28 protein-coding genes and 2 pseudogenes are annotated in these 26,450 nt (G+C 63.8%); 13 read left to right on the forward strand and 17 right to left on the reverse strand.

Going from position 1 to position 26,450, the window contains the following annotated elements:
* Window positions 1-212: 212 nt before the first annotated feature.
* Window positions 213-1,136, reverse strand: coding sequence for an FAD-binding protein (locus tag BF95_RS29635; protein WP_235209880.1), 924 nt, complete (start codon window positions 1,134-1,136; stop codon window positions 213-215).
* Window positions 1,137-1,205: 69 nt separating this feature from the next.
* Window positions 1,206-1,883, reverse strand: a complete 678-nt coding sequence (locus BF95_RS29640; RefSeq protein WP_235209881.1) for an FAD-binding protein — start codon at window positions 1,881-1,883, stop codon at window positions 1,206-1,208.
* 138 nt (window positions 1,884-2,021) lie between these two features.
* Between BF95_RS29640 and BF95_RS19690 the strand changes: the two genes are divergently transcribed.
* On the forward strand, window positions 2,022-2,822 hold the full coding sequence (locus tag BF95_RS19690) for an enoyl-CoA hydratase/isomerase family protein (protein WP_043153735.1): 801 nt from the start codon (window positions 2,022-2,024) through the stop codon (window positions 2,820-2,822).
* A gap of 45 nt (window positions 2,823-2,867) precedes the next feature.
* Here the strand turns inward: BF95_RS19690 and BF95_RS19695 are convergent, their stop codons facing one another.
* The 6 genes and pseudogenes from BF95_RS19695 to BF95_RS31190 form a co-directional block, all read right to left on the reverse strand.
* On the reverse strand, window positions 2,868-3,971 hold the full coding sequence (locus tag BF95_RS19695) for a Gfo/Idh/MocA family protein (protein ID WP_043153737.1): 1,104 nt from the start codon (window positions 3,969-3,971) through the stop codon (window positions 2,868-2,870).
* Complete coding sequence (locus tag BF95_RS19700) at window positions 3,971-4,201, reverse strand: biotin/lipoyl-containing protein (RefSeq protein WP_043153739.1); 231 nt, start codon at window positions 4,199-4,201, stop codon at window positions 3,971-3,973. Before BF95_RS19700 ends, BF95_RS19695 begins: the two co-directional genes overlap by 1 nt.
* Before the next feature lie 111 nt (window positions 4,202-4,312).
* Complete coding sequence (locus BF95_RS19705; RefSeq protein WP_043153741.1) at window positions 4,313-4,966, reverse strand: carboxymuconolactone decarboxylase family protein; 654 nt, start codon at window positions 4,964-4,966, stop codon at window positions 4,313-4,315.
* Window positions 4,967-4,985: 19 nt separating this feature from the next.
* Window positions 4,986-5,750 (reverse strand): acid phosphatase, encoded by a 765-nt coding sequence (locus tag BF95_RS19710; protein ID WP_051520130.1) that lies wholly within the window; start codon window positions 5,748-5,750, stop codon window positions 4,986-4,988.
* Window positions 5,747-6,055 (reverse strand): DUF1330 domain-containing protein, encoded by a 309-nt coding sequence (locus BF95_RS19715; RefSeq protein ID WP_235209882.1) that lies wholly within the window; start codon window positions 6,053-6,055, stop codon window positions 5,747-5,749. The genes BF95_RS19710 and BF95_RS19715 overlap by 4 nt, the downstream gene beginning before the upstream one ends.
* A 15-nt stretch (window positions 6,056-6,070) precedes the next feature.
* Window positions 6,071-7,725 (reverse strand): annotated as a pseudogene (locus BF95_RS31190) (MFS transporter).
* Between BF95_RS31190 and BF95_RS19725 the strand changes: the two are divergent.
* Window positions 7,690-8,907, forward strand: coding sequence for an MFS transporter (locus tag BF95_RS19725; RefSeq protein WP_043153744.1), 1,218 nt, complete (start codon window positions 7,690-7,692; stop codon window positions 8,905-8,907). The pseudogene BF95_RS31190 and the gene BF95_RS19725 sit on opposite strands and share 36 nt — an antisense overlap.
* A pseudogene (locus BF95_RS19730) lies at window positions 8,904-9,766 on the forward strand (SDR family NAD(P)-dependent oxidoreductase). Before BF95_RS19725 ends, BF95_RS19730 begins: the two are co-directional and overlap by 4 nt.
* On the opposite strand, the gene BF95_RS19735 reads toward BF95_RS19730, so the two are convergent.
* Both BF95_RS19735 and BF95_RS19740 read right to left on the reverse strand, forming a co-directional pair.
* Window positions 9,760-10,800, reverse strand: coding sequence for an NAD(P)H-dependent amine dehydrogenase family protein (locus tag BF95_RS19735; protein WP_043153746.1), 1,041 nt, complete (start codon window positions 10,798-10,800; stop codon window positions 9,760-9,762). The pseudogene BF95_RS19730 and the gene BF95_RS19735 sit on opposite strands and share 7 nt — an antisense overlap.
* 17 nt (window positions 10,801-10,817) lie before the next feature.
* Window positions 10,818-12,464 carry an MFS transporter gene (locus BF95_RS19740; protein ID WP_043153748.1) on the reverse strand — a complete coding sequence of 549 codons (1,647 nt, stop codon included), beginning with the start codon at window positions 12,462-12,464 and terminating at the stop codon, window positions 10,818-10,820.
* Between the two features lie 155 nt (window positions 12,465-12,619).
* Here BF95_RS19740 and BF95_RS19745 point away from each other — a divergent pair, with 155 nt between their 5' ends.
* On the forward strand, window positions 12,620-13,876 hold the full coding sequence (locus tag BF95_RS19745; protein WP_043153750.1) for an acetyl-CoA C-acetyltransferase: 1,257 nt from the start codon (window positions 12,620-12,622) through the stop codon (window positions 13,874-13,876).
* 10 nt (window positions 13,877-13,886) lie between these two features.
* On the forward strand, window positions 13,887-14,423 hold the full coding sequence (locus tag BF95_RS19750) for a MarR family winged helix-turn-helix transcriptional regulator (RefSeq protein ID WP_152542849.1): 537 nt from the start codon (window positions 13,887-13,889) through the stop codon (window positions 14,421-14,423).
* A 78-nt stretch (window positions 14,424-14,501) separates the two neighbouring features.
* Here BF95_RS19750 and BF95_RS19755 read toward each other — a convergent pair whose 3' ends face one another.
* Both BF95_RS19755 and BF95_RS19760 read right to left on the reverse strand, forming a co-directional pair.
* Entirely contained in the window at window positions 14,502-14,729 is a 228-nt protein-coding gene (locus tag BF95_RS19755) for a hypothetical protein (protein ID WP_235209884.1), read from the reverse strand.
* 254 nt (window positions 14,730-14,983) lie between these two features.
* On the reverse strand, window positions 14,984-15,775 hold the full coding sequence (locus tag BF95_RS19760) for an SDR family oxidoreductase (protein ID WP_043153752.1): 792 nt from the start codon (window positions 15,773-15,775) through the stop codon (window positions 14,984-14,986).
* 240 nt (window positions 15,776-16,015) lie between these two features.
* Here BF95_RS19760 and BF95_RS19765 point away from each other — a divergent pair, with 240 nt between their 5' ends.
* From BF95_RS19765 to BF95_RS19785, 6 genes are all read left to right on the forward strand, one after another.
* Complete coding sequence (locus tag BF95_RS19765) at window positions 16,016-17,245, forward strand: CaiB/BaiF CoA transferase family protein (RefSeq protein ID WP_043153755.1); 1,230 nt, start codon at window positions 16,016-16,018, stop codon at window positions 17,243-17,245.
* Between the two features lie 26 nt (window positions 17,246-17,271).
* Window positions 17,272-17,562, forward strand: a complete 291-nt coding sequence (locus BF95_RS19770; protein WP_043153770.1) for a hypothetical protein — start codon at window positions 17,272-17,274, stop codon at window positions 17,560-17,562.
* An 11-nt stretch (window positions 17,563-17,573) separates the two neighbouring features.
* Complete coding sequence (locus BF95_RS19775) at window positions 17,574-19,094, forward strand: class I adenylate-forming enzyme family protein (RefSeq protein WP_043153757.1); 1,521 nt, start codon at window positions 17,574-17,576, stop codon at window positions 19,092-19,094.
* 257 nt (window positions 19,095-19,351) lie between these two features.
* Complete coding sequence (locus BF95_RS29650) at window positions 19,352-19,804, forward strand: helix-turn-helix domain-containing protein (protein WP_235209885.1); 453 nt, start codon at window positions 19,352-19,354, stop codon at window positions 19,802-19,804.
* Window positions 19,805-19,839: 35 nt separating this feature from the next.
* On the forward strand, window positions 19,840-20,178 hold the full coding sequence (locus BF95_RS29655) for a hypothetical protein (RefSeq protein ID WP_235209886.1): 339 nt from the start codon (window positions 19,840-19,842) through the stop codon (window positions 20,176-20,178).
* On the forward strand, window positions 20,171-21,448 hold the full coding sequence (locus BF95_RS19785; protein ID WP_043153758.1) for an amidohydrolase family protein: 1,278 nt from the start codon (window positions 20,171-20,173) through the stop codon (window positions 21,446-21,448). The genes BF95_RS29655 and BF95_RS19785 overlap by 8 nt, the downstream gene beginning before the upstream one ends.
* A gap of 56 nt (window positions 21,449-21,504) precedes the next feature.
* On the opposite strand, the gene BF95_RS19790 is transcribed toward BF95_RS19785, so the two are convergent.
* Genes BF95_RS19790 through BF95_RS29660 form a run of 5 tightly spaced genes read right to left on the reverse strand, consistent with a single transcriptional unit; the run spans window position 21,505 to window position 25,069 of the window.
* Window positions 21,505-22,239 (reverse strand): DUF2889 domain-containing protein, encoded by a 735-nt coding sequence (locus tag BF95_RS19790; protein WP_043153759.1) that lies wholly within the window; start codon window positions 22,237-22,239, stop codon window positions 21,505-21,507.
* Between the two features lie 6 nt (window positions 22,240-22,245).
* Window positions 22,246-23,415, reverse strand: a complete 1,170-nt coding sequence (locus tag BF95_RS19795; protein ID WP_051520131.1) for a thiolase family protein — start codon at window positions 23,413-23,415, stop codon at window positions 22,246-22,248.
* Entirely contained in the window at window positions 23,412-23,816 is a 405-nt protein-coding gene (locus BF95_RS19800; RefSeq protein ID WP_043153764.1) for a Zn-ribbon domain-containing OB-fold protein, read from the reverse strand. Before BF95_RS19800 ends, BF95_RS19795 begins: the two co-directional genes overlap by 4 nt.
* A 3-nt stretch (window positions 23,817-23,819) precedes the next feature.
* Window positions 23,820-24,812 (reverse strand): cytochrome P450, encoded by a 993-nt coding sequence (locus BF95_RS19805; protein WP_235209887.1) that lies wholly within the window; start codon window positions 24,810-24,812, stop codon window positions 23,820-23,822.
* Window positions 24,809-25,069 (reverse strand): cytochrome P450, encoded by a 261-nt coding sequence (locus BF95_RS29660; protein WP_235209888.1) that lies wholly within the window; start codon window positions 25,067-25,069, stop codon window positions 24,809-24,811. Before BF95_RS29660 ends, BF95_RS19805 begins: the two co-directional genes overlap by 4 nt.
* A 215-nt stretch (window positions 25,070-25,284) precedes the next feature.
* Here BF95_RS29660 and BF95_RS19810 point away from each other — a divergent pair, with 215 nt between their 5' ends.
* Both BF95_RS19810 and BF95_RS19815 read left to right on the forward strand, forming a co-directional pair.
* A complete protein-coding gene (locus tag BF95_RS19810; protein WP_043153765.1) occupies window positions 25,285-25,515 on the forward strand; it encodes a ferredoxin in 231 nt (76 codons plus the stop codon).
* 25 nt (window positions 25,516-25,540) lie between these two features.
* On the forward strand, window positions 25,541-26,371 hold the full coding sequence (locus BF95_RS19815) for a coniferyl-alcohol dehydrogenase (protein ID WP_043153773.1): 831 nt from the start codon (window positions 25,541-25,543) through the stop codon (window positions 26,369-26,371).
* Window positions 26,372-26,450: the final 79 nt, after the last annotated feature.

Raw genomic sequence — 26,450 nt, forward strand, 5'->3', positions numbered from 1 at the left:
GGCGCAGCGACGATGCAGGGAGAGGAACTGGACCATGCCCGCGCGATGCTGCACCAAATGGGTGGAGAGCGTGGTGGCGGTGGTATCCTCGCCGGGGGTCGGACGGGTGTCGCTGATCCATGCCGATGGCGGCGAATCACGTATCTCTTTCGCCAGCCCTGCCCTATCTTTCTGTCCCCGACCGGGCGCGCTTTACCGATCAGGGCTGATTATCAAAGCCCCGCGGCGTGGCGGGGCGGCGATATAGCCGAAGACCAGGGAAGGACCGATGCTGCCCCCGCGCCGACATAGACATTGCCAATGACCGATGCGGTGGTGGTGCCGGTGGCATAGAGCCCAGCGATCACCTGGCCTTCGGCCTTGATCACACGCCCGCACGCGTCAGTAACGACGCCGCCATAGGTGCTGACATCGCCGGGCACGACCGGCACGGCGTAGAATGGCCCTTTGTCGATCGCGCCCAGGGCTCTTTGGGCGGAAAAGGGATCGCCGACGAAGCCGCAATTGTCATAGGCGCGGGCACCCCGCTGGAAATCCTCGTCCACGCCCTTAGCTACAAAGCCGTTCCAGCGGGCGACGGTGGCGTTCAATGTAGCGGGATTGACCTTGATGCTGCTGGCCAGTTCGGCGATCGTGTTGGCGGTGTGGAGATAGCCGCTTTCGATCCAGCCGTCGGGGATTGTCTTGTCGATATATTTGCCCGCGATGGCGTAAAGTTCGACATAGTTGCGGTCGACGATCGCCCAGCTTGGGATGGCGGGGACTAGCGCGTTTCGCTTGCGCATGGTTTCGCAATAAAGTTCGTAGCTGCCGCCCTCGTTCATATAGCGCTGGCCGCTCTGGTCCACCAATATGGCGTGGGGCTTGCCGGTCATCGATTGCGCGCCTGGTGCGACATAGGTTTGATCCCAACCGGGCGCGGGCGTCATCTGATAGCCGACCAGCTGGTCCATCTGCGCCAAAAGACCGCCGATCCGTTCCAGTTCCTGGTGCATGTCGCCGGTATCGCCTTCGGGCGTCTGTGACCATAGGACGCTGGTGCCGGGCATATAGCGATCGCGCATAGCCTGATTTTGCGAGAATCCGCCCGCGTTGATGAGGATACCAAGCGCGCGCCGATACGCCAGCCTTGCCATCCCGCTTCGTTTCGACGCCGGTCGCGGCGTCATCGGCGATGATGATCTGGCTGACGGGGGCGTTCAGCCTTATGTCCACGCCTGCGGCCAGGGCGGCCTTGAGCATCCGCCCCTGCAGCGCCGCGCCAGCGTGGTATATTGGCGCCCTAGCAGCGTGTCCCGCAATGTCCGGCCAAAGATGCGCAGCAGCATCTTGCCCGACGCCTTGTTGGTGCGGCGATGGCCCTGCGCCTCCATGCCTTCAACCAAGGTGACGTTGAATTCGGCGAAACCCTTGCGCAGCTTGTCGCGCCATGGCCCCAATTCCTTGCGATCGAAGGGCTTGGCGACGACCGTGCGCGACGTTTTGCAACCGCCGGGCAGTTCGTCATAATAATCGGGCCAGAAGGTCGCGCCGCGTTGCAGGGCGACGCCCTTGTCGACCAGAAAATCGATCGCCCGCGGGGCCTGCGTTACATAGGCGCGCCGCTTTTCGGGCGAGGTGCCGGGGGCCGGATGTTCATCCTGCGCGGCATCGAGATAGGCCATCGCCGCGTCGGCGCTGTCGCTTTCGCCATCGGCCAGCATGAAGCGGTTGGCCGGAACCCACATGACGCCGCCCGATTTCGCGGTGGTGCCGCCGACGAAGGCGGTCTTTTCGAGAATGATGACCGATTTTCCGGCGTCGCGCATCACCAGCGCCGAAGCCATCGACCCGGCGCCGCTGCCGACGACGAGCCAGTCGACCATTTCGTCAAATCCGGTCATAATGTGCGCTCTCCTGTGCTTATGGCGCAGGCTATATCGGTTATGCGGCCCGCCGCCACGCCAGCCCCCCGCTTATCGCCGGGGCGACGTTGGCGGCGGCGCAGCGCGTGATATGGGGGGCGTCGAGGAGACCGACCGATGACCCAGATGCTGCCCGCCTATGAGACGATTCTGCTGGAGCGACGCGGGCGGTTGCTGGTGGTGACGCTGAACCGGCCCGATGCGATGAACGCGGTCAATCGCGTGCTGCATGACGAATTGCCCGACGCGCTGACCTTTGCCGGGACCGATCCCGATTCCGACGTCGTGCTGCTGACCGGCGCGGGGCAGGCTTTTTCGGCGGGGGGCGACATCGGCCATATGGCGCATAATGCCGCGAACCCGCATCTGTTCGACCATGAGGCGCGGCAGGCCAAGCGAATCGTCTTTGGGATGCTGGACATCGAAAAGCCGGTCGTGTGCCGGATGAATGGTCATGCGGTTGGGCTAGGGGCGTCAATCGCGCTACTGTGCGATGTCGTCTTTGCGGCGGAGGGCGTGAAGATCGGCGACCCCCATGTCGGCATCGGCCTGGTTGCCGGGGATGGCGGCGCGGTCGTATGGGCGCAGCGGATCGGGCTTGCCAAGGCAAAGGAATATCTGCTGACTGGTGAGATGCTCAGCGCGCGAAAGGCGGCGGAGATCGGGCTGGTCAACCATTGCGTTGCGCCGGAGGCACTGGACGCGGCGGTTGATGCCTTTTGCACGAAGCTGCTGCTGGGCGCGCCGAATGCGATCCGCTGGACCAAGATATTGACCAATATCGAACTCAAGCGGATCGCGGGCGCGGTGATGGAGGCGGGGATTGCCTATGAGTCGCTGAGCGTGCGGAGCGCCGATCATCGCGAGGGGATTGCGGCACTCAAGGAGAAGCGCGCGCCGCGCTTTACAGGGCGGTAGGGCGGCGCGAGCGTTTCTCGACTACGCTCGAAACGAACGGACGAACTAAGCGACGTCCGCCAGTCGGATCCAGCAGCGGCGAGCGCTCGACAGGCGGATGGCTTCCTGCAGGCGCTCTACCTCCAGCGCTTCGGCGAAGTCTGGGGCGGCGTGGCCACGGCCCTCGATGGCATCGACCATGGCCTGCATCGAGAGCGCCATGGGAAAGCTTGGCTGGGGCTCGCTTTGCCAGTCGAGCGTTATGCCGGGTGCCGCCTTGAAGGCATCGGGAATAGCGATCTCTGCCATCGCACCGCCCAGTTGCCCGGCCCGCAACGTGCAGTCGCGCGCCGTCGGGAAGGTCGGCGACGAAACGGCGATCCGACCTTTGTCGCCGAACACATCGATCAGCCAGCCATCGTGCAGTGCCATGGACCAGCTGATCTGCATCTGCATCGTGAGACCGCTTTCGAAGCCCAGGATGACGTTGGCGAAATCGGTTGTGTCGGGGGTGATCGTCTCGCCATCGGGGAAATGCCATTCGCGCAATATCTGGCTGTCGTCGGCGACCAGTTCGGCGACCGGGCCGAGCAGATGGCGCAGCATGTAGAGCGCATGGCTACCATTGTTACGGACGGCCGACACCCCCTGCCCGCCTTGCGCAAACCAGTTATAGGGGAATTGCTTGATGGGGCTGTTGAACAGCGAGATGTTGAAGTGGCAGGTGCCACCGAGCGGCTTGCCGACATAGGCATTGTCGAGCATCGCCTTCATCTGGCGGTGGGCGGGCAGCCATTGGGAGAAGGCATCGACCACGCCGATGCTGCCGCCCGCGCGCCAGGCGGTGTCGATCGCCTTCGCTCCTGCCCAGTCGGGGGCATGGGGGCTTGCATTATAGACATGCTTGCCATGAGCCAGCGCCGCCAACACCATCGGCAGGCGGACAGAGGGTCGGGTGCCGAGATCGACAATGTTGATGTCCGGGTCCGCGCACATGTCCTGCGCATTCCAGAATGCGCGTGGCAGGCTAAGCCGGTCGGCGGCAGCGCGCGCCGTTTCCTCGCGTGAGGTGCAGATGGCAGTGACCTCGACGCCGGGGACGGCACGCCAGGCAGGCAGATGGGCGAAGGCACCCCAGGCGGCGCTGACGATGCCGACGCGCAGGGTCATTATTCGATCGTGCCCAGGATGGCCCCGACTTCATAGGTTTCGCCGGGTTGTGCGACGATGCGCAGCGTGCCGCTAGCAGGCGATTCTACTTCATTGGCCGACTTGTCAGCTTCGAGCAGATAGAGCGGCTGGCCCTCGGTGACCTGCGCCCCGTCTTCGGCGAGCCATTCGGCGATCTGGGCCTCGGTCATCGAAAAGCCGATTTTGGGCAGCAATATGTCAGTCGCCATGGGTAATGTCCTTCGTAAAGATCTGGCGCTCGTCATGCCCGCGGGGGCAGGCGCGTGGCAATGCGCAACAGGCCCAGCCGCCCCGATATCGTTGCCGCGATAGCGCCTGCGTCAATAGCCGCGGCTGTCGGTCCAACCCTCGGTCTCGCCGGGTTTGTAGGTCTTGCCGGGCACCTTGCCCGATGCGGTCCTGAGGTCGAAGCCGATCGGGTCGGCACCCCCTTCGATCCCAACGCCGAAGGCGGACAAGGCCCAACTGGTCATGACATAATGGCCGATCGAAAAGACCAGATCCATCTGCTGCTTCTTGTCGAAATGACGACCAAGAACGGCCCATGTCGCATCGCTGATTGTACCGTCGGCGATCAGTTCATCAACCGATCGCAGGACGGCGTCATCGGGTTCGTCCCAGTCGCCACCGGCGGGATAATCGCGGATCGCAGCGATGTCGTCCAATGTCAGCCCGGCGTTGAGTCCATAGCCAACATGATTATGCCATTCATAAGCGGACTTCACCGCCCAGGCGACACGCAGGATGAGCAATTCCAGATGGCGCGTCGAGAGCGTGTTCGACATCAAGAGATGCTTGCCCCAGATATTATAGACTTTGCCCAGATCAGGATGGTTGGCCATAATCATAAGGACATTGGTCTTGGAACCTTCCTCCCATGCATTGGGCTCGCCCCAATAAGCAAAGACTTCGCGGGCGTCGTCGGTCCATTCCGCGCGGGGCAGTGGCAGGATGCGGGGCTTGATGTATGTCATGGCTGGGTACCTCCTTGGGTCAGGGCAGCAGTTTCCGCGTCGCAGCGAGCGGGCGGAGCCTTGGCACGCCCCAATTCGGCGCACGCGCCTTCATATCTTTCTGGAAGGCAGGTTCGGCATTGAGCCGAGCGAGCGTTGCCGAAGCGGCGAGCCGCCCCTCTTCCGTATCGCTCAGCCAATGGGCATTGCAGATGCGCCGACCATCGCCAAAGGCCCGGCCCCGCGCGACGAGAGTCGAAGCCAGGTCAGGGCGTAACTGGGAGAGGATCAGTCCCCAGCCATAGCCGATTGCATTATAACCGGATGGGTAAGAGCCATCCTTGCGCAACACTGTTTCCATGTCAGGAGTGCAGGTCGCGAGGCCATTAACCATGAAGGGGCGCGGGCGCGTGTAGCGCTGCTTGATCTTGCTGGTCGAGCGCCCGAAATCGGCAATGGTTCGGCGCAGCGGCTTGTCCAGCCGGGGCGTCGTGGCTGGGTCGATCGCAACGCCAACCGTGCAGGAAAAGGCTGCCGTCGCGGTTGGACCGAAAAGCTCTGCATCAGCCGCCGCCAGCGCCCAGTGCGGGCTGTCCCGCAGTAAAAGGGCGGCCTTCGCGGCTTCATCATCGCGGGCCTGTGCCGCCGAGCCGGGGGCCGGTGGCGGCGGCGAAAAATCAGCGGCTAGTGCTGCATCTTTGAGATAGCCGCTACCCAGACGGGATGGCGGTGATGCCGGTGGCGTGGCCGCGGCGCACGGCAGCGCGACAAGGCACAGACAGGCGATGATTGTGGCGAATTTCATGGCTTATAGTCCCTCGACCAGCAGGGCACGATAGGTTGCGCCTTTTGCCGCAAGGCCTTGGCCTCCTGATATTCCGGGCTGTCGTACCAGGCGCGGGCCTGGGCGGCGTCGGGGAATTGCAGGATGATGATGCCATCGGGTGCTTCGCCCTCCAGCGTGTCAAGCGCACCGTAGACGGCCAGCGGCTTAAGCCCATAGTCGGCGACGAAGCGACCCGCCTGGGCACGGTTCATGGCGCTATAGGCGTGCATCGCCGCCTGATCGCGGACCGGCCCCTCGCGAGTGAAGATCATATAGGCGGGCATTGTGCGTCTCCTGTTTCAATGCGGCGCGTGGATGATAGCCGCCCCGTTCCAGCCGCCCGCGGCCGCGAAATCGGTGCGGCAGGAGCGGCTGGCGATCCAGGCGAGGAAGGTGCTGGGAATGCCGACCAGCAGCGCCCAGCGCATCGCCATGCCGAGCGAATCCTCGCCGTAAATCGGCCGCAACATGTCGCTGAGCCAGCCGACCAGCACGGGACCACCGCCAAGGCCGATGACCTGGATCGACACCATCAGCACCGCGATCGCCGTTGCGCGCGAGCGGGAAGGTACGAGGCCCGCGACCACGGCCATCAACGGCGCGGCGGACAGGCCGCCGATCAGCATGTTGAGGCCATAGAGCGGGAATACGCGGTCGGCCGAGCCGGTCAGGATCATCCAGCCGATGCCGGTGGCGAGCGCGCCGCTGATCATGAGCATCCAGACATACCAGCGCATGTCGCGACGCCCAAGGAAGTCCGCCAGGGGACCGCCGACCGTATGGCCGATCGCCGAACCAAAGAAGAGCGCGCCGCCCATCTGCAACCCAGCCTCATTGGCTGGCATGCCATGCGTGCGCTCCATGAAGGCCGGTGCCCAGCTGATGAAGCCCATGGTCAGCAGCGCATTGAGCGAGGCTGCCAGGATGAGCGGCGGCAATGTTCGTATCGCCATCAGTTCGCGCGCGGTCTTGAGGAAGGAAGGCGTCGCGCCTGTTTCGACCGGCGCGCCATCGGCAAGGCCCGCGCGCGTGTCGCGCAGGGTGAACCAGACGATGGGTGCCAGGATGAAGCCGGGAATGCTGGCGGAGATCAGCGTGTTGCGCCAGCCATATTCCTGCACCGCCCAGCCGCCGACGGCCGGGCCGAGAAAGGTGCCGAGCGACGCGCCGAGCAGGAAGATGGAAAGCGCGGTCGCACGCTGGCGGATGGGGAAGAGGTCGCGATCCAGGCCTGGGATGGCGGGGTGAAGCCGCCTTCGCCAAGGCCGATCCCGGCGCGGCCGATCAGCAGCACCCAGAAGCTTTTGGCGAGGCCGCACAGGATGATCGCCGCGCTCCAGACCGTGGCCGCGATCGCGACGATCTTGCGCTTGGACCAGCGATCGGCGAGGCGCGCCAGCGGAATGATCGCCAGGATATAGACGATGGCGATGATCATATCCTTGACCATGCCAATCGCGGCGTCGGAGAGACCCAGTTCTCGGCGGATGGGTTCGACCATCACCACCATCAGATAGCGTTCGCCCTGCACTGAGGCCGACACCAGCACCATGATGAAGAGGAACCAGGACCGATAGGCCATGCTCGGCAAAGCCTCTGTCGGTGCTGGCGGGCGCAGTTCGATGTCGGCCATGGAGTAGCTTGCCTCTCTCGTTGCTTTGGGGCCGTTCGTTCCGGGCGGCGCCTTTCGCCGCGCGATGGCGGTCGGACATGCGGGATGTGCGGCACGTTCGACCATAGGGGCAATGGCGGGGCGCGAAGGATCGCTTGCGCGATGGCGGCGGGCTGGATGGTGCCGTTCTCCACCCCCTTTACGCGATAGCGCCGGGGCGATTTGCGCCATGTCCGCGGACATGGCAGCCAGGCGGCCCCGCCTCCGCTTCCACAGCGGCAGGCCATAAGAATTTAGGAGGCGAGGATGGGATCGGCCTATTGGGGCGAATTTCGGACGCATTGGCGACCGTTGCTTGCCGCGACCATGGGACTGGGTTTTGGCATCGGCCTGTCGGCCTATACGATGAGCCTGTTCGCGCCCAAACTGATCGCCGAGTTCGGCTGGCCAAGGTCGCAATTCGCGCTGCTGGGCAGCATGGGGCTGTTGATGCTGATCGCGCAGCCGATCACCGGGCGACTGACCGATCGCTTCGGGGTGCGGGCGGTGTCGACGGTGGGCGTACTGGCAGGGCCAAGCGCCTATATCGCCTTTGCGATGCAGCCAGGCAGCATCCGCGCCTTCTTCGCCATTGCGGTGTTGCAGATCGTCGTCGGCACGCTGACCACCTCGCCGGTCTATACCCGCATCGTGGCGGAGCGGTTCGAACGGGCGCGGGGGCTTGCCTTCTCCATCGTCATGACCGGGCCGCCACTGGTCGGCGCTGTGCTTGCGCCGCTGCTGGGCCGGTTCATCGAAAGCGAAGGATGGCGTAACGGCTATCTGCTGATGGGCGGGATCACCATGGCGTTCGGCCTGATCGCGGTGGCCATGACGCCGCCGCATATCGGCACCCGCCCGGACGAGGATGTGCCGGTCGAACCCAAGGCAAGCTATGGCGTAATCGTGCGCAATCCGGCCTTCTGGGTGTTGATCATCGGCATGATTTTGGTGAATTTTCCCCAAGGATTGGTGTCGGCCCAGATGAAGCTGATGCTGATGGACAGCGGCGCGCAGTCGCAAGCCGCGACCTGGTTGATTTCCATCTATGCGGTGGGCGTCATGGTCGGCCGCTTTGCCTGTGGCCTGTCGCTCGACCGGATGCAGCCGCACCATGTTGCCGCGCTGACCCTGTCGATGCCGGCGATCGGCATGATGCTGATGGCATCGCCCTTCGACGCGACCATCGTGCTGGCGCTGTCGGTGGCGATGATGGGACTGGCGCAGGGGGCGGAGGGCGATGTTGCCGCCTATCTGGTATCGCGGCGCTTTGGCCTCAATGTCTTCAGCCTGGTGATGGGTCTGGTCGGCGCGTCGATCGCGGGGGGTGCCGCGCTGGGGGCGGTGACGCTCAGCTATACGCTAGGGCTGTGGGGCAGCTATGCGCCGTTTCTGGTTATCGGAGCCTGCGTCACATTGGTCGGGGCGCTGCTGTTCCTGACGCTGGGCCATGGTTCCTGCAAGATGGAGGTCGCGCGCGCATGACGGATCGGCAGAAGATAGCGGTCGTGACCGGCGCGAGTGCGGGTATCGGCAAGGCGGCGGCGGGTGCGTTGCTGCAACAGGGGTGGCGGGTAATCGGCGTCGGACGCGACGCGGGCGATGTGCGGCGGCGGAAGCCGCGTTGTCCGCTATGCCCGGCGCGGATTTCACCATGATACGGGCGGACATGGCGCTGCTGAGCGAAACGGCGCGGGCGGCGGCGGAGATTGCTGCGCTGGCCCCGGCGATCGACGCGCTGCTCAACAATGCAGGCGGGGTGATAGCGGAGCGGGTCATCACCGGGGAGGGGCATGAGGCGACCTTTGCGTCCAATCATCTCGCGCCCTTCCTGCTGACGCGGGCATTGCTGCCCCATCTGACGGCGGCCGCCGCGCAGTCGGAGCCCGGCAGCGTGCGCGTGGTGGCGGTATCGTCGACGGGCCATGAATATTGCGATGGCGTCCGTTGGGACGATCTGACCTTTGCCGAGGGTTTCGTGGGGGGTGCGGCCTATTGCCATGCCAAGCTCGCCAATATCCTGTTCATCCGCGAATTGGCGCGGCGGCTGGCGGAGAGCGGGATTGTCGCGCATGCGATGCATCCGGGCGTTGTGGCGAGCAATTTCGCCAGCCACTGCGATGCGCCGATGCGCGCCTATATGGAGTCGATCGCCGAGCAGGCGCTGACGCCGGAACAGGCCGCCGATACGCTGGTGTGGCTGGCGAGCGCGCCGGAACCGGGGCGGTCGAGCGGCGGCTATTTCCATAAGCGCAAGGCCGTGCCCTGTTCGGCGGCGGCGCAGGATGATGCGGCCGCCGCCAGGCTGTGGCAGCTGAGCGAGGCGCTGGTCTCAGGCTACTGAAAGCAGGCGATGACCTGGGGCAGATCGGCGGTGGTGCGGATGCCGGGCGGTGCTTGGCACAGGGCAGCGACGGCGTTGACCGCGCGATGGGCGGTGAGGCCGGGGGTGAAGGCGGCATAATCCTCCGGCGCGACCGGAAAGCTGATCGCGACATCGAGCGGCGTGTCACCTTCCACCCGGATGCGCCAGCCCGACGGGCGCAGTTCCCAGTCGGTGCGATCGATCCGGTCGCTGCAATACCAGTTGGCGCGGAAGCGCAGCACGGGTTGGCCATGGCGCATACCGGATATGGTGATGCGTTGGGCGACGACCGTGCCCGCATCGATGGTTCCGGCGGCGATGGTGATGGCCTGGCTGGCCACGCCGATTTCGCCGATCGCATCCCATTGGTCGATGGCGATTCCGGCAGCGTCGGCCAGTTGGGCGAGCGACCCGGCGAAATCACCCTTCACATGCTCGATCTGGCGCGGATCGAATGCGCGCGGGGCGCGGCCGAAGCCCATCACGCCGAACAAGAGGTCGGGCGAGGCGCGGCTCGACAGGTCGGCATATTCGTCGATCGTCAGGCGATCGAGCCGCCGCGAGAGCGAGAGGAGCGGGATGGGCAGCGCTTCGGTGATGAAACCGGGGCTGGAGCCAGTGCTGTAGATCGACGTGCCGCCCGCTTGGCAGGCGGCGTCTATTCTCTCGCGTGTCGCAGCGTCCATGGACGGGGGGTGGTGGAAGTCGCCGCGGGTCGTCACGACATTCTTACCGGATGCCAGCAGGCGGCATAATTCGTCGATGTCGGTGCCCTGCCGCATGTAGAGGACGCAGTCGGCGTCGATTGCGACCAGATCATCAACCGACCCGGTGGCGAGGATGCCGCAGGGGTCCAGCCCGGCGATCACGCCTGCATCCTGGCCCCGCTTGGCATCGGAGCGGACCCAGAGGCCGACGAGATCCAGCGCGGGATGTTCGATCACGGTGCGCAGCGCGCGGGTGCCGACATTGCCGGTCGCCCATTGGATCACCCTATATCGTCTGTCGTTCATCGTCTCTCCTGCGGGGATCAAGGCCCGATATAGTTGATCATCCCCTGTTGCGGGTCGGGCGTGTCGGGGCGAAATCGCACCGATCCGAACGGCCGTTCCAGCCGCCGCCGCACGCGCAAAGCGCCCGGACTGTTATGGAAGGAACTGGCGTGGGACTGGATGTCCTTGTCCGCTTGCGTGAAGCGTTCGCGCATGTGCAGATAATCGCCCCAGGTCGGGCATTGATAGCGTTCGGTCCATCGGGTGGGGTCGGCAATGTCGCGCGCGATCGACCAGTTGAACCCGCCATTGCGCAGCCGGGTGCGTTGGACCTGCAACATCGCCCCATAAAATTCGCGCGCACGGGCGGGATCGACATCATAGTCGATCTCGATGATGATTGGCCCCGAACGGCGGGTGAGCGCCATGCCGACTTCCGGCTCGTTATTGAGCAGGAAGGGTTCGACATCGGCTTCATTGGTGTCGGGCAAGGGCAGGAGCATGCCGATGAGCGGCAAGGCGGCGAGCGCCAGGCCCGACAGATAGAGCGCGCCTTCGACCGAAATCTGCCCCGCGACCCAGCCCCAAAAGGCCGCGCCGATCGCAATGCCACCGGTCAGCGCCGAGGAGAAGAGGGAGAGCGCACGCGCCGTCACCCAGCGGGGCGCGGCGAGTTGCACCGCGACGTTGAACAGCGCGATGGTCAGGATATTCGCGCCGCCCGCGATGAAAAGGGCAAAGCAGGTGAGCGGCACCGATCGGCTAAAGCCCACCAGTACCAACGCTGCGCCGCTGATGACGGCCAGCAGGGTGACGGTGCGATGGGTGCCAAACCTCTCGCGGCAGGGACCGACCAGCAGCGCGCCGCCGACCGCGCCCACACCGCTGGCACCAAGTAACAGGCCGAAGGTGCTGGCGTTGCCACCCAGCAATTGCTTGGCGATCAAGGGGGCGAGCGCGGCGGCCGATGCGCCCGCCAGCCCGAAGAAAAAGGCGCGCGCCAGGACGGTACGGATTGGCGCAGCGTGAAGCGCATAGCGTGCGCCCGACACGATCGCGCGGTGGATCTGTTCGGGCGGCAGGCGTGAGGAGACATGGCGGCGCTGCCACAGGTAGAAAGCGATGAACAAGGGCAGATAGCCGATCGCGTTGACAGCGAAGGCGGCATGGGCACCGGCGGCCAGCACGATGATACCGCCGATCGCCGGGCCGAAGCTGCGCGCGACATTATAGCTGATCGTGCCGAGCGCGATGGCGGCAGGCAGATGGTGGGGACCGACCTGTTCGCTGATCGAGGATTGCCAGGCAGGCGAATAAAGCGCGACCCCTGCCCCGATCAGGAAGCAGAAGGTCAGCAGCATCCAGGGCGAACTATAGCCCGCCCAGGCCAGCGCCGTCAGAATGCAGGCGCAGACCATCGAGAAGGCAAGGCCAGCCATGGCGATCCGCCGTCGGTCGAACATGTCGGCCAAGGCACCCGCAGGCAGCGCAACCAGCATGAGTGGCAGCATCAATGCGCTCTGCACCAGCGCGACCATGCCGGGCGACGGGGTGAGCCGCGTCATTTCCCAGGCCGCGCCGACGCCCAGGATCAACTGGCCGAAATTGGAGATAAGGCTAGCGGTCCAGATGCGGCGGAAGACCGGTTCGCGCAGGGGCGCAAAGCTGCCGCCGTCCTTTGCCATTCCGCAACTCTCCCTACTGCCTGTCCTTTGGCCGACCACCCTGCGCGCGGCCCGGCCGCAGCGTCCATCCCGTGCCGCGATCAATCGCCCATGCGATTGGGGATGCGCGCGCATCCATGCGATAGCGCGAGCAACAATATCGTAGGAGACGCGCCTTGGCAGAGGCCTTTATCATCGACGCGGTTCGGACGCCGCGCAGCATCGGCAAACTGGGTAAGGGTGCCCTGTCCCATCTCCATCCCCAGCATGTCGCGGCCACGGTGCTGCGTGCGATCCGCGACCGCAATGGCATCGACACGGCGGACGTCGACGACGTGATCTGGGGCACCAGCGCACAGATGGGATTGCAGGGCGGCGACATGGGGCGGATGGCGGCGCTGGACGCGGGCTATGATGTGCGCGCGTCCGGCGTGACGCTCGACCGTTTCTGCGGCAGCGGGTTGACCGCCACCAATTTGGCCGCCGCGCAGATCATGGCCGGGATGGAAGATCTGGTCGTGGCGGGCGGGACCGAGATGATGTCGCACGTTATGTCCTATGGCCAGTCGCTGCGCGAGGCGGGCGTGCCATCGGTCGGCGGCCTTGGCACCGGCAATCTCCGCTTACAGGTCAAGCATCCCCAGTCGAACCAGGGCGTCGCCGCCGACGCGATCGCGGCGATGGAGGGCATCACGCGAGAGGATCTCGATGCCTTTGGCGCGGAGAGCCAGCGGCGGGCAGGGATCGCGATCAAGGAAGGGCGGTTTGCCCGATCGACCGTGCCGGTGGTGGACGATGACGGCGCGGTCATATTGGACCATGAGGAATATCCACGGCCCGACACGACGGCGGAACAGCTGGCGCAGTTGAAGCCCGCTTTTGCGGCCTTTCTCGACATGCCCTCGATCGCCGATGGCCCGACCTTCCGCCAACTGATCAACCAGACATATCCTGACCTGGCGATCACGCCACTACATCATGCGGGCACATCGTCCGGCGTGGTCGATGGCGCGGCGGCTCTATTGCTGGCGTCGGACGACTATGCGCAGCGCCATGGCCTGACGCCGCGCGCGCGGGTCGTTGCGACCGCCAATATTGGGGATTGCCCAACATTGATGTTGAACGGCCCGGTCCCGGCCGCGCGCAAGGTGCTGGCGAAAGCAGGATTGCGGGTCGAGGATATCGACATTTTCGAGGTCAACGAAGCGTTTGCGGTCGTGACCGAAAAGTTCATCCGCGATCTGGGGATCGACCGGGCAAAGCTCAATCCCAATGGCGGCGCGATTGCGCTTGGCCATCCGATCGGGGCGACCGGCGCGGTGCTGATCGGCACGGCATTGGACGAGCTGGAACGGACGGGCGGGCGCTATGGCCTGATCACTATGTGCGCGGCGGGCGGCATGGCTCCAGCGATCATCATCGAACGTGTCTGAGACACAGGACATGGCGCCGACTTGTGCATTGCAGGATGAGCTTTCTTTCGTTTCGCCACGATGGCGCTATGGTGGCCAGGTGATGGCGAAACCGATCGATCAATTGCTGGCCGAAGACCCGACCGCGCTCAAGCGCAACGCATCGTTGAAGCTGACGGTGACCGCGCGGCAGTTGCGCGCGCATTTCGACCAAAGCGTAGTGCGGCTGGGCGTGACCCGGTCGCAATGGACGGTCATTGCCGTCGTCGCGCGGCATCCGGGTGCGTCGCAACGGACGATCGCCAATATGCTGGAGATTGCCGAGGCGTCGGCCGGGCGATTGATCGACCGGCTCTGCGCCGACGGGCTGCTAGAACGGCGGGTCAAGGATGACGACCGGCGCGCGCATGCCGTGTTCCTGACCGATGCGGGCCAGACGATCACGACTCAATTGGCGGGCATTGCCCGTGCAAACGAAGATGTCGCCTTTGCGCGCTTCGATGTGGACGACCTCAACCGGTTCAACATGCTGCTGGACATGATTTCCGAGAATATCGCCAAACCCTGATCACGGGGTAGGCGACAGACGCAAAATGGCCCGCCTTCCGCGTTGGGAAGGCGGGCCATTTTTGATGGGTCATGCCGGTCAGCGGGCGGTCAGCAGATCGCGCTTGGACAGGTTGGTGACGAGCTTGCCATCGGCAGCGGCGAGGCTGGCGGCGGGGACGACGACCATCTTGCCGTTGAGGATGATCTGCGCGGCACCATCGGGCCCGACGCGGTAGACGGCAGCGAGGCGGTCGCCCGACGCGGTGTAGAGCATCTTGCCCTTATAGTCGGCCGCACTGACGGCGGCGGCGGACGACAGCTGCACGGCTTCGTCCGCGGCGGCGCCTGCGGCAGGGCGGAAGCGGCAAGGGTGAAGGCAAGAGCGATCTGGGCAAAAGCAGTCATGGCGAACCTCTGGGCTAGAGAAGAGAGTGATTCATTTAATACTAAGCTGGGTTAGTAGTTCGCCAAAAAAATGTCAATCTAGCTTAGTATTATTTTTGCAGGTGCGAACGAAACAGGGCGCGCCGTGGTTGGGCGCGCCCTTGTTCCTTGTCATGATGCAGAGAGGAAGGTAGGTCAGCGCGGCGGGAAGCGGATCGCCCCGTCGATGCGGAAGGTCTGCGCATTGATATAGCTGTTGCGGGCCAATTCCATTGCGAGCGATGCAAACTCTTCCGGCAGCCCCAGGCGGCGCGGGAAGGGCACCGACTTTTCAAGATTGGCATACATGGGCGGGTTCATGTCCTTGAACCGGAGCATCGGGGGTGTCGCGAAGATTCCGGGCATGATCGCGTTGACGCGAATCCCCAAGTCCATCAGGTCGCGCGCCATGGGGAGGACCATGCCGTTGACCGCAGCCTTTAGCGAACCATAGGCGATCTGCCCCACCTGCCCGTCTTCGGCCGCCGCGCTGGATGTCAGGATGATGCTACCGCGTTCATCGTCGGCCAATGGATTGAGCGATGCCATGCCGAGCGCGGCGATGGAGGCCATGCGGTAGCTGGCGACCAGAATGCCCTGCGCGGACAGGGCATAATCCTCGGTCGAAAGGCGCTTGAAACCGCCATTATCCTTGTCCTTCGATACGGTCTTGCCGCCCTTCGTCACCATGGCGCAATGGACCAGCAGCCGTTCCTGCCCCTGAACGGCGCGGGCCTGGTCGAAGCCGGCAAGTGCGCTGTCTTCAGAGAGGATGTCGACCTTGCAGAAGGTCGCGCCCACGTCTGCGGCGATCGCTTCGCCCTGATCCTGGTTGATGTCGAAGATCGCGACCTTTGCGCCGGTAGCACGCAAGGCTTTCACCGTGGCAAGGCCAAGGCCTGACGCACCGCCGGTGACTATGGCGGAGAGCGAGGAGTCGATCAGCATGGGAGTCCTTTCCGGTGACGTTTGCGCCGCACACCTTCGGCCCGTAGCCCGTGCCGCTCAATCCCGCTTTTTTGCGGGGTTCGCATATCGTGACGGCGTTGGTGGCCGCTGCGGCATCGTGCGAGCGATAGCCCGCACCCAACAGCCTGTCGGCTCTTGCGGCAATGGCCGCAGCTTCTACGCTTTCTTGCAAGACATGGCGCTGCATCGTGCGGCGCGCGAAGGGATTAGGGTAAGGTTATGACCCAGGTGATGAAGGGTGTGCGCGTACTAGAAGTCGCGCAATTCACCTATGTACCGGCGGCGGGCGCGATCTTGGCCGATTGGGGGGCGGACGTTGTCAAGATCGAGCATCCCGTGCGCGGCGATACGCAGCGCGGATTCTTGAACATGGGCGGGGTGACGCTCGATCCGCTGCGGCATACCTTGTTCGAGCATCCCAATCGCGGCAAGCGCAGCGTAGGCATCGACCTGTCGACGCTCGAAGGCCAGGACGTCCTTTATGAGCTGGCCAAGACGGCGGACGTGTTCCTGACCAATTATTTGCCGCAAGTGCGCCAGAAGAATAAGTTCGACATCGAACATATCCGGGCGGTCAATCCGAACATCATTTATGCGCGGGGCAGCGCGTTAGGCGACAAGGGGCCGGAGCGGCTGGTCGGCGGGTTTGACGGCACCTGCTTCTGGTCGCGCAGCGGCGTCGCCTATGCGATGACTCCCGAAGGCCTGCCGGGTCCATTGACGCAGGGCATTCCCGCGTTCGGCGATTCGATCGGCGGCATGTTCATCGCTGGCGGCATTTCGGGCGCGCTGCTGCATCGCGAGCGCACCGGCGAGGTGACCGAGGTGGACGTGTCGCTGCTGAGCGCCGCCTGGTGGGCGTCGGGTGCCCTGATATCTCAGGTGATGGAAACTGGGATCGAGACGCGCAACGGCATGCCGACATCGGGCGGATCGCTGCGCAATCCCTTCATGGGCAATTTTCGCACATCCGACGGCGGCACTATCAACCTGTGCATGGTCAGCCCGACCGGCCTGATCCGCGACACGTTCAAACATGTCGGCGTGCCGGAAGCGGCTGACGATCCGCGCTTCAAGGATGTTCTGTCGCTGATCGAGAATGCGGGCGCGGCTAGCGACATCCTCGTCAAGGCCTTTGCCCAGCAGAGCTTCGCCTATTGGCGCGCGCATCTCAAGACCATGAAGGGCCAATGGGCGCCGGTGCAGAGTTTCAGCGACCTGCTAACCGACGAGCAGGCGCTGGCCAATGACATGATCATCGAGGTCGAAGGCGCGGATGGCAGCGGCAAGCCGCTGCGGCTGGTGCGGGGGCCAGTGCAGTTCGATGGCAGGCCGCTGGAAACCACCCGCGCGCCCCAGGCATCAGAGCATACCGAGATGGTACTGATGGAGATGGGCATCGAGTGGGACAAGATCGAACAGTGGAAGGCCAGCGGCGCGATCGCGTGAGGCTGGGAATAGAGGCGAAGATTGATATGAAACCAGGAACGAAATTGAAGAGCGCGGCGTGCGACACCGAAGTCATGGTGATCCGCTGTGGCGATGGGTCGATCGAATGTGGCGGCGCGCCGATGTGCGAGGCGAAGCCCAAGACGGTGGCTACGCCTAGCGGCGAGCATATCAATGGCACGCTAATGGGCAAACGCTATGTCGATGCGGCAGGCACGTTCGAATTGCTGTGCGTGAAGCCCGGCAAGGGATCGCTTTCGGTCGATGGCGTGGCGTTGCACGTCAAGGACGCCAAGCCCCTGCCCGCTTCGGACTGAACGACAGACCGATGAACATCGCCCTCTTCCTGGAAATGGCTGCCGACGCCGCGCCTGAACGGACCGCCCTGGTATGCGACGGCATGCGCTGGAGCTATGCCGACCTGCTGGCGGGTGCGCGCGGCGCAGCGGCGCTGATCCGACAGAGTGGGGTCGCCCAAGTCGCGCTGCTTGACGAAAGCAGCGAAGCGGCGGCAATGGCGCTGTTCGGCGCGGCGCTGGCCGGGGTTCCTTATGTGCCGCTCAACTATCGGCTGGCGGACGCGGATCTGGGCGCGCTGCTGGCGCGGATCAGCCCTGCTCTGATCATAGGGGATGTGGCGCGGGTGACGAGGCTGTGCTCCGATACCGCTAATGTCATTTTGTCACGCGCGGCGTTTGTCGCGCAGGCCCAGCGGCTAGCGGGTGATGTGCCGGTGGAAGCGGACGAGGGTGACGATGTCGCGATCCAGCTGTTCACCAGCGGCACGACCGCAGCACCCAAAGCGGCGATTTTGCGCCATGCCAATTTGGTGTCCTATATCCTTGGCACGGTGGAGTTCGCCGCTGCACCGGAAGAGGATGCTGCGCTGGTCAGCGTGCCGCCCTATCATATTGCAGGGATCGCTGCGCTGCTCAGCTCCATCTATGCGATGCGGCGGATATTAATGCTGCCTGCGTTTGCGCCGGAGGCCTGGCTGAACTTGGCAGCAGACGAGCGGGCGAGCAATGCCTTCGTCGTACCGACTATGTTGGCGCGGATCATCGAGGCGATGGGCCAGATGGTCGCAGAGGGCGCGCTGCAGCCCGACCTGTCGGCCCTGCGCGCGATCGCCTATGGCGGGGGCAAGATGCCAACCGAGTTGATCCACCAGGCGCTTGACCTGTTTCCAACGACCGGCTTCACCAATGCCTATGGCCTGACCGAGACGAGTTCAACCGTCGCACTGCTGGGACCAGACGAACATCGTGCCGCCCATAGGTCGGACGATCCAGTGGTGCGGGCGCGGCTGGGATCGGTGGGGCGGCCGTTGCCGACCGTCGAGATCGAGATACGCGACGAAGACGGCCGCGTCCTCCCGCCGGGTGTGCCGGGCGAAATCTATGTGCGCGGCGAGCAGGTGTCGGGCGAATATCGTGAGCGCAGCGCACTCGACGCCGATGGCTGGTTCCCCACCCGCGACGCAGGCTATATCGATGCGGACGGCTATCTGTTCCTGTCGGGCCGTGCGGACGACGTGATTGTGCGCGGTGGCGAGAATATCTCGCCAGGCGAGATCGAGGATGTGGTGATGACCCATCCCGCCGTGGCAGAGGCGGCAGCGGTCGCCATTCCTTCGCACGAATGGGGCGAAGCGGTGGGCCTGATCGTGGTGCCGCGCGCAGGGCATAGCGCGCCGGACGAGGACGAGCTGAAGCAGATGGTGCGGGCGCGTCTGCGGTCGTCGCGGGTGCCAGAGCAGGTGCTGTTCGCCAATGCCTTGCCCTATAATGAGATGGGAAAGCTGTTACGAAGGGAGATCAAGACGCTGTTTGCCACCAGAATGTCCTAAGCGAACAGCGACTCGGACAAGGGTTGCGGCTTTATGAAGGGTGCGGGTTTCCGCGAAGCACACCGAATGATGCCTCCTTGTCACTTGGGAAGCTATTGCGAAGATGGGACTATAAATCTTGAATATCAATGACTTATGTGATATTGTCTGCGGATGGTTATGCACGATAGCGCGGCATAAACGAGAGTATCTCATTTTCAATTGACAGGTCTGCCTAGGTAGTGAACAACTGTGTTCATAAACCGAAGGAGAGGACCATGGCTCAGTTAGAGTCCAACAAGGCAAAGATCGCCAAGCGCGTCATCGAAGTGCTGGAATTCTTCGATGAAGATCATCCGCACGCCACGGTGATGGATATCGTGCGCCGTTTCGACCGACCCCAGTCCAGCACGTCCGAACTGCTGTCGAGTCTGGTCGATCTGGGCCTGCTGCACAAAGATCCCTGCTCGCGCTCCTATTCGCCAACACCCCGCGCTGCAATGCTTGGAGCGGCGGTGCAGCCCAAGCTGGTGCGTGATGGCGTCCTGACCGGGCTGATCGATCGGCTGTCGGCTCAGACGTGCCTGGGCGTTGCGGTGTTCGGTATGGTGGGCCTAAAAGCCAGGTGTTCAACTGGCGCGCGGGCACTCGCACATTCCGCACCGCCGGTGCCGCCGGTTTTTGTGGCGGCCAGCAGGATCATCTGTCCGACAGCGCGGTGGGATGGCTGATGCTATCGACAGTGCCGCAGCCACGGCGCGACGGCATGATCCGCCGCCTGAATGCGGAAGCCACGCCGGATCGCAAATTCATACCCGCCGACATGAGCAGTCAGGTGCTGTCATGCCGGGAGCAAGGCTTCGCGATCGGCAAGGTCGGCTTTGGTTCGATCGCCGATGTGGCCGCTGTGCTGTTGCCCAACATGCCTGAAAGCCAGCCATTGGCCATCGGTTTCGTCTACGAGCCATCGGACCAGATCGACGCGGACAGCCTGCTGCGGACACTCAATGAAGCGGTGTGTCGCTGCGTGGAGGAACCGGCACCTGCGCCCGTTTCCCCGCTGTTCGAGGGCAGCCGCCAGCCGATGGAGATGAAGCATGGCTGATGTGAAGGACAAGACTGACAGCGAAATGGCGCAAGCCGCCAAGAAATATTGGTCGGCCGAAGGTTATACCGCAGGCGGCGTGATCCGCGAGGTGGATTATGCCACGCAATCGGGCGGGTTGGACCCCTCGCTGGCGGGGATCAAGATCGTCGATACCGACACGCATATCACCGAGGCGCCCGACCTGTTCACATCGCGCGCGCCGGCCAAATATAAGGGCAAGGTGCCCTATGTGAAGCAGGACGCCGATGGCGTCGAACGCTGGTATGTCGGTGACCGCAATTTCGGATCGATGGGCGGCAACGTCATTCGTGCCGACAATAACAAGCTGCTGGGGCGGCTCGCCTTCCCCAAGCTGGAACAGGCGCATCCGGGCGGCCACCTGATCAAGGAACGGTTGCAGGCGATGGACGATATGGGCGTCTATGCCCAGATCGGCTTCCAGAATTCAGGCGTGACCCAGGCCGGGTCGCTGATGTCGCTGGGTGACCCCGACCTCGCGCTCGCCATCGTGCAAATGTATAATGATGCATCGGCCGAATATCAGCAGGTGTCGGGCAACCGCATCTTCAACATGGGCCACCTGCCCTTCTGGGACCAGAAGGCTTTGGAGACCGAGGCGCGGCGTTGCTATGACATGGGGATCAAGGGCTTTGTCCTGCCCGATACGCCCGAACGTGTCGGCGTGCCGAGCTTCATGCACGATTATTGGACCCCGTTCCTGGAGATGTGCGAAGCGACCGGCATGCCGCTCAATTTCCACCTCAACAGTGCGGTCGATCCCAATACGCTGACCTGGGACGGGTTCGGGTTCGAGCAGACGCTGTCCGTGGTCGCGACGATGTTCTCGATCGGCAATGCCGCGACGTTGGGCAACTGGATGGTGTCGGGCCGTCTCGATCGCCATCCCAAGCTCAAGATCGGCCTCATCGAAAGCGGCATGGGTTGGCTGCCCTTCGCGATCGAGGCGCTGGAGCATCAGTTCAACGAGATGCTGCCGAGCAAGGCCAATATGCTGCACAAGCGGCCGTGGGAATATTTCCGCGACCATTTCTGGGTCACTTTCTGGTTCGAGAAGGTCGGTCCCAAGCTGCTGCTGGAAACCATCGGCGTCGACAAGGTGATGTTCGAAACCGATTTCCCGCATCCCACCTCGCTCTATCCCGGCGTGCAGGCGCATGTCATCGGCGTGCTGGGCGGCTATGATTTCGAGGTGAAGAAGAAGGTCCTGCAGACCAACGCGACAGGCCTCTACAACCTGCCCTTCTGATAGCGAAGGGACGATAAGGGGCGCGCCTTCCCTCTCCGGCGCGCCCTTTTTTTTGTCTATCGCGGGCGGAAGGCGTGACCATCGAAATGGTCGAGCGGGGTTGGCGACGCACCGCTGAAATCGATGACCTGGCCGACCCGCCGCGCGTGGACGGCGTTGTCCGGCTGGAAAGTGAAGCAGTTGGGCGGCACCTTCGTCGCGGTTGATTGCCGCTCCATCGGAATCAGGCGGCCATTGGCGAGGATCGCGCCCCATTGCAGCAGGCGGGCAGCTTCGCGCTGCGGGTCTTCGAGGCTGTCGATCCAGGGGCGCAATTTCAGGAGCGAGAGGCCCACGATGGCGGTCGGGGATTCCAGGATATGCTGGCGGCGCGTCAGCCTGAGCAGTAGCGCGCCGTCGCGCCGGATCTCTGCGACCGCCAAGCCATCGACGGGGTCGCAGGCGACGATGTCATAGAGGATCGGTTCATCGTCCGCCGCGTGAGCGGCGGCCAGTACGGCCAGATCGTGCAAATGGGTGCAATTGGCCTTCTTCTCTCCGCGCGACGCGACATCCGCCAGTGCGACACCGGTGAAGGTCGCGGCCAGCACCGCGGGCGCGCCGGGACAAGTGGTCCAGGGTACGCGCTCCATGAGGGAGTCGACGCCAGTGACGTGCGTGCCGTCATGGTGCAGGGTGACGGCCATGCAATGATAGTCATCCTCAACCGCAGCGATGACCGCCCCCTCAGAAGGCGTGACGCGGAAACGCCGCCGGAATCCCGGCAGCGCGTCGAGCCTAGCACTGTCCATGCCGGGCTAATCCTTGGCCAGCAGCAGCGCCGCCGCCATGGGACCACCGCCCGACGTGGCGATGGCGACGCGGGGATCGCCGCTGATCTGGCGTGCGCCACCTTCCCCACGCAATTGGACGACCGCTTCATAGGCAAAGCCGAAGCCGTGGAGACGGCCCCAGCCAAGCTGGCCGCCGCCGGTATTCATCGGCAGCGCGCCATCGCGCGCGATGCGGGTGCCACCTTCGAGGAATTGACCGCCTTCGCCGATGGCACAAAAGCCCAGCCCCTCGAGCCAGGTGATGGGCTGGAAAGCGAAGCCGTCATAAAGCTGGACGGTATCGACATCATCCACCGTATAATCGGTGTTCTTCCACAGGTCGCGGCCGGTGGGATAGGCGCCCGCCCATTCGGCCTGGTCCCAGCTATAGCGTTCGACCGAACCCGCGCTCGCGGCGATTCGGATGGGTGTGGCCTTCACCTCGCTAAGCGCGTCGCCCGCCGAGATAATCACCACTGTCGAAGCATCGGTGAAACGGTCGCAATCATAGAGGCAGAAAGGCGAACTGATCATCCGCGCGGACATATAATCATCCATCGTCAGCGGCTTTTTGACCAGCGCGCGCGGGTTGACCGCGGCATTGGCATGATCGTTCAAAGCAACCTGCGCCAATTGCTCGCGGGTGAGGCCATAGCGTTTCATATGGCGCATCGCGAACTGCGCGGTCCAGTTGGCGGCGGAGAAGGCACCGAAGGGCGAGACCCATTGGGAATTGCCCGACACATCCTTGCGCCGTTCCATCGGCGGGAATTCCTCCGGCCGGGCAAGCGCGGCGGCCTCGTAAACCGTGCGGAAGCAGAGAACGTGGCGGGCGAGGCCTGCCTTTACCGCATTGGCGGCTTCGATGATGGCCCCCAATTGCGCGGTCGATTCCGCCGCACCGATATGCCAACGGGTTTTCAGCCCCAGCACTTCGATCAGGTCGTCCGAACTGACGGGCGAGAAGCCGAGGAAACTCGGCATCTTGCCGGGGTAGGTGGCGACGCCGTCGATCTGATCGAGCGTCAGCCCGGCGTCGGCGATGGCTTCGCGCACGGCATCTACCGTGAGCAGCAGCGGCGAGCGGGTCAGGCGCACCCCGACCTCCGACATGCCGATGCCGCTGATATAGGCTTCGCTTTGCGCCATGGTCAGGCGACCTTTTCGAACAGGGGAAACCAGATGCCGTCCTGTTCCTCGAACACGACCTGCACGCGATCATCGATATCGACCGCATCGACCGGGCTGCCGACGATATTGGTGGTGAGGTACACGCCGGGCGCATCGTCCAACTTCACTCGCGCGATGACGAAGGGCACCTCCATATCCTTGGCCCAGGCCTGATGATTGATAGTGTAGGTGTCGATGATGCCCGTGCCCGCCACTGCATGGGGGGCGACATTTCCCGACTGGCAATGGCGGCACAGCTCGCGTGGCGGATGGGTATAGTTGCCACAGTCACCGCAGCGGGTGATGTGCAGCTTACCCTCCGCCCCGCCAGTCCAGAAGGCACGGTTGTCCCGGTCGAGACGCGGGCGCGAACGCTGCCACGCCATGGATCAGACGTCCCAGACCAGGTGCATGCTTTCGATGCCGATGACATGGCCGCCATGGAAGACCGGCGGATGATCGGGATCAAGCCGGAATTCGGGCATGCGTGCCAGCATTTCCTCATAGAGAACCTGCAATTCGACGCGCGCGAGGTGCGAGCCGAGGCAGCGATGCGGGCCGACGCCAAAGGCGATGTGGACGTTGTTTTCGCGATCGAGATCATAGACGTCGGGCTGCGGAAATTCCTTGGCGTCGAGATCGGCGGCGGGCAGGAACAGCTTGACCATGTCGCCGGGCATCATCTTGGCCCCGGACAGTTCGACGGGGCGCTTCACGACCCGCATCGGCACGGTGAAGGTGTAGCGGCGCAGCATTTCTTCGGCGGCTTCGGCGATCAGCTTGGGTTCGGCGCGCAGCTTGCGCTGAAGATCGGTGTCCACGGCCAGACCGCGCATGGCGAGGCCCATGCCGTTCATCACCGTGTCGAGCCCGGCGATGAAGAGCAGCACGCCATAATTTTCCATGTCGGCGAGCGTCGTCGGCTGGCCATCAATTTCCAGCTTCCAGAGCATGGAGATGATGTCGTCGCGCGGATTGTCGCGCCGGTCGAGCAACGTGTCGCGCATGGCCGCCGCGATCGTCTGAAGGCGACGCATCGAGCCTTCGCGATCGCCGTCGATCGCTTCCATATGCTCCTTCACGATGGCGCGATATTCGGGCAGCCGATCGAGCGGCAGGCCAAGCATCTTGAGGAACACCTGCACCGGCAAAGGTTCAGCCACCGCGCTCATGAATTCGCAGCGGCCATCGGGCTTGATCGCCTTGATCAAGTCGCCTGCCAGTTCGCGGATGCTGTCGCGCAGCGCCGAGATGGTCTTGGGCGAGAAGACCTTTTGCAGCGGCTGGCGATATTTGGTGTGTTCGGGCGGATCGAGCGTGATCGGGATTGGCTGGGGGATATGCGGCGCGCCGGGCGGCAGCGAGGCGAGCATCGCCTTCATCTTGTCCTGCGGCACAAATTCGCTGGAGAAGCTTCGCTATCGCGTGACGCCTCATAATTGGCGGCATGCGTCAATATCATCCAGCCGCCGCCATTTCGCGGGGTCCAGAAAACCGGCGGCGCGTTGCGCAGCAGGTCCATGATGCGGACATGCGGATCGTTGAGCAGGCCGGAATCGGCATGGATGTCGAAATCATAGACCAGTGCGTCGGGCACATGGGCGGGCTTCGGGGCGGCGGGGCTGAGGGCGTGATCCATGCAAGTCTCCGGCAAGTCTGTTTATCGTTTATTTCGGTTTCGCGCGCATGGAGCTTAAAGGCAAATGCGTCGCGCGGCCCCGGTCCATATACCGCTCGGACGATTGCTGGCCGGGACGCCTCCCTTGCGTATCGTGGCAGCGATTGAGCGGTTGGACATGTTGATCGGTCCCCCAATCTCCTTTCTAAGGAAGACAAGTATCGCTGGAGTGCCGCATGAAGATCCGCATCGATAAGGCCGGTTGCGTGGGCAATGCTCGCTGCGCCGCCGTGTCCGCAACCCTCTATCCCTTGGACGATGACGGCTATATCCAAACCGAGGGCTTCACCATCCCCGAAGGCATGGAGAAGGCCGCCAGACATGGCGCGCGGGCCTGCCCCGAACGCATCATCTTCGTTGAAGAAGAGGATGGCCGCATCAGCTGGCCTCCGGCTGCCAAAGCCTGACATTCCCATATAATCGGAGAGTATGATGAGCGACCTGTTGGGCTACAAGGGCAAGCGTGTGATCGTGACCGGCTGCTTTTCGGGCATGGGGGAGGCAACCGCGAATCTGTTGCTTAGCCTGGGCGCGGAGGTGCATGGGCTGGATTATAAGGACAGCGCGCTGCCGCTGGCGTCCCTCCAAAATGTCGACCTGCGCGATCCGGCTACGATCGACGCGGCGGTGGCAGGCATTGGCGGCAAGGTGGACGCGCTGTTCAACTGCGCGGGACTGCCGCAATCCTTTCCGGCGATGGACGTGATGAAGGTGAACTTCATCGGCCTGCGTCATTTGACCGAGCAGGTCTTGCCGCTGATGGGTCCGGGCGGCGCGATCGTCAGCATCGCGTCCACCGGCGGGCTGGGCTGGAGCCGCCGGATTCCGACCAACATGGAATTCGTCACCACCAAGGGGTTCGACGGGGCTGTCGCCTGGTGCGAGGCCAATATGGACACGGTCAAGGAGGGCTACAGCTTCTCCAAGGAGAATGTGATCGTGTGGACCCAGTTTATGGGCGCGCACCTCATCAAACAGGGCATCCGCATCAACTGCACCCTGCCGTCCCCCACCCAGACGCCGATGATGGCCGCGTTCGAGGCGACGTCAGGCAAGGATGTGGTCGCGGCCGCAGCCGAGCCGATGGGGCGCTATTCGACGCCGGAAGAGCAAGCGGCGGGACTGGTGCTGATCAACAGCGATCTGGCGAGCATCGTCAACGGCGTCGTGTTCCCGGTCGATGGCGGCTTCATGGGCGGGGTCGCCACCGGACAGGTGGACCTGAGCATCATGATGCGACGGTCCGCGCCTGCGCAAGCTTAGTGGGCAGACACGCATCCTATTCGTCCTCCCGTTTAAGGGGAGGTGGATGGCCAAAGGCCAGACGGAGGGGTGTCGCCCC

The organism is Sphingobium sp. Ant17, from assembly GCF_000588875.1.
GTDB lineage: Bacteria > Pseudomonadota > Alphaproteobacteria > Sphingomonadales > Sphingomonadaceae > Sphingobium.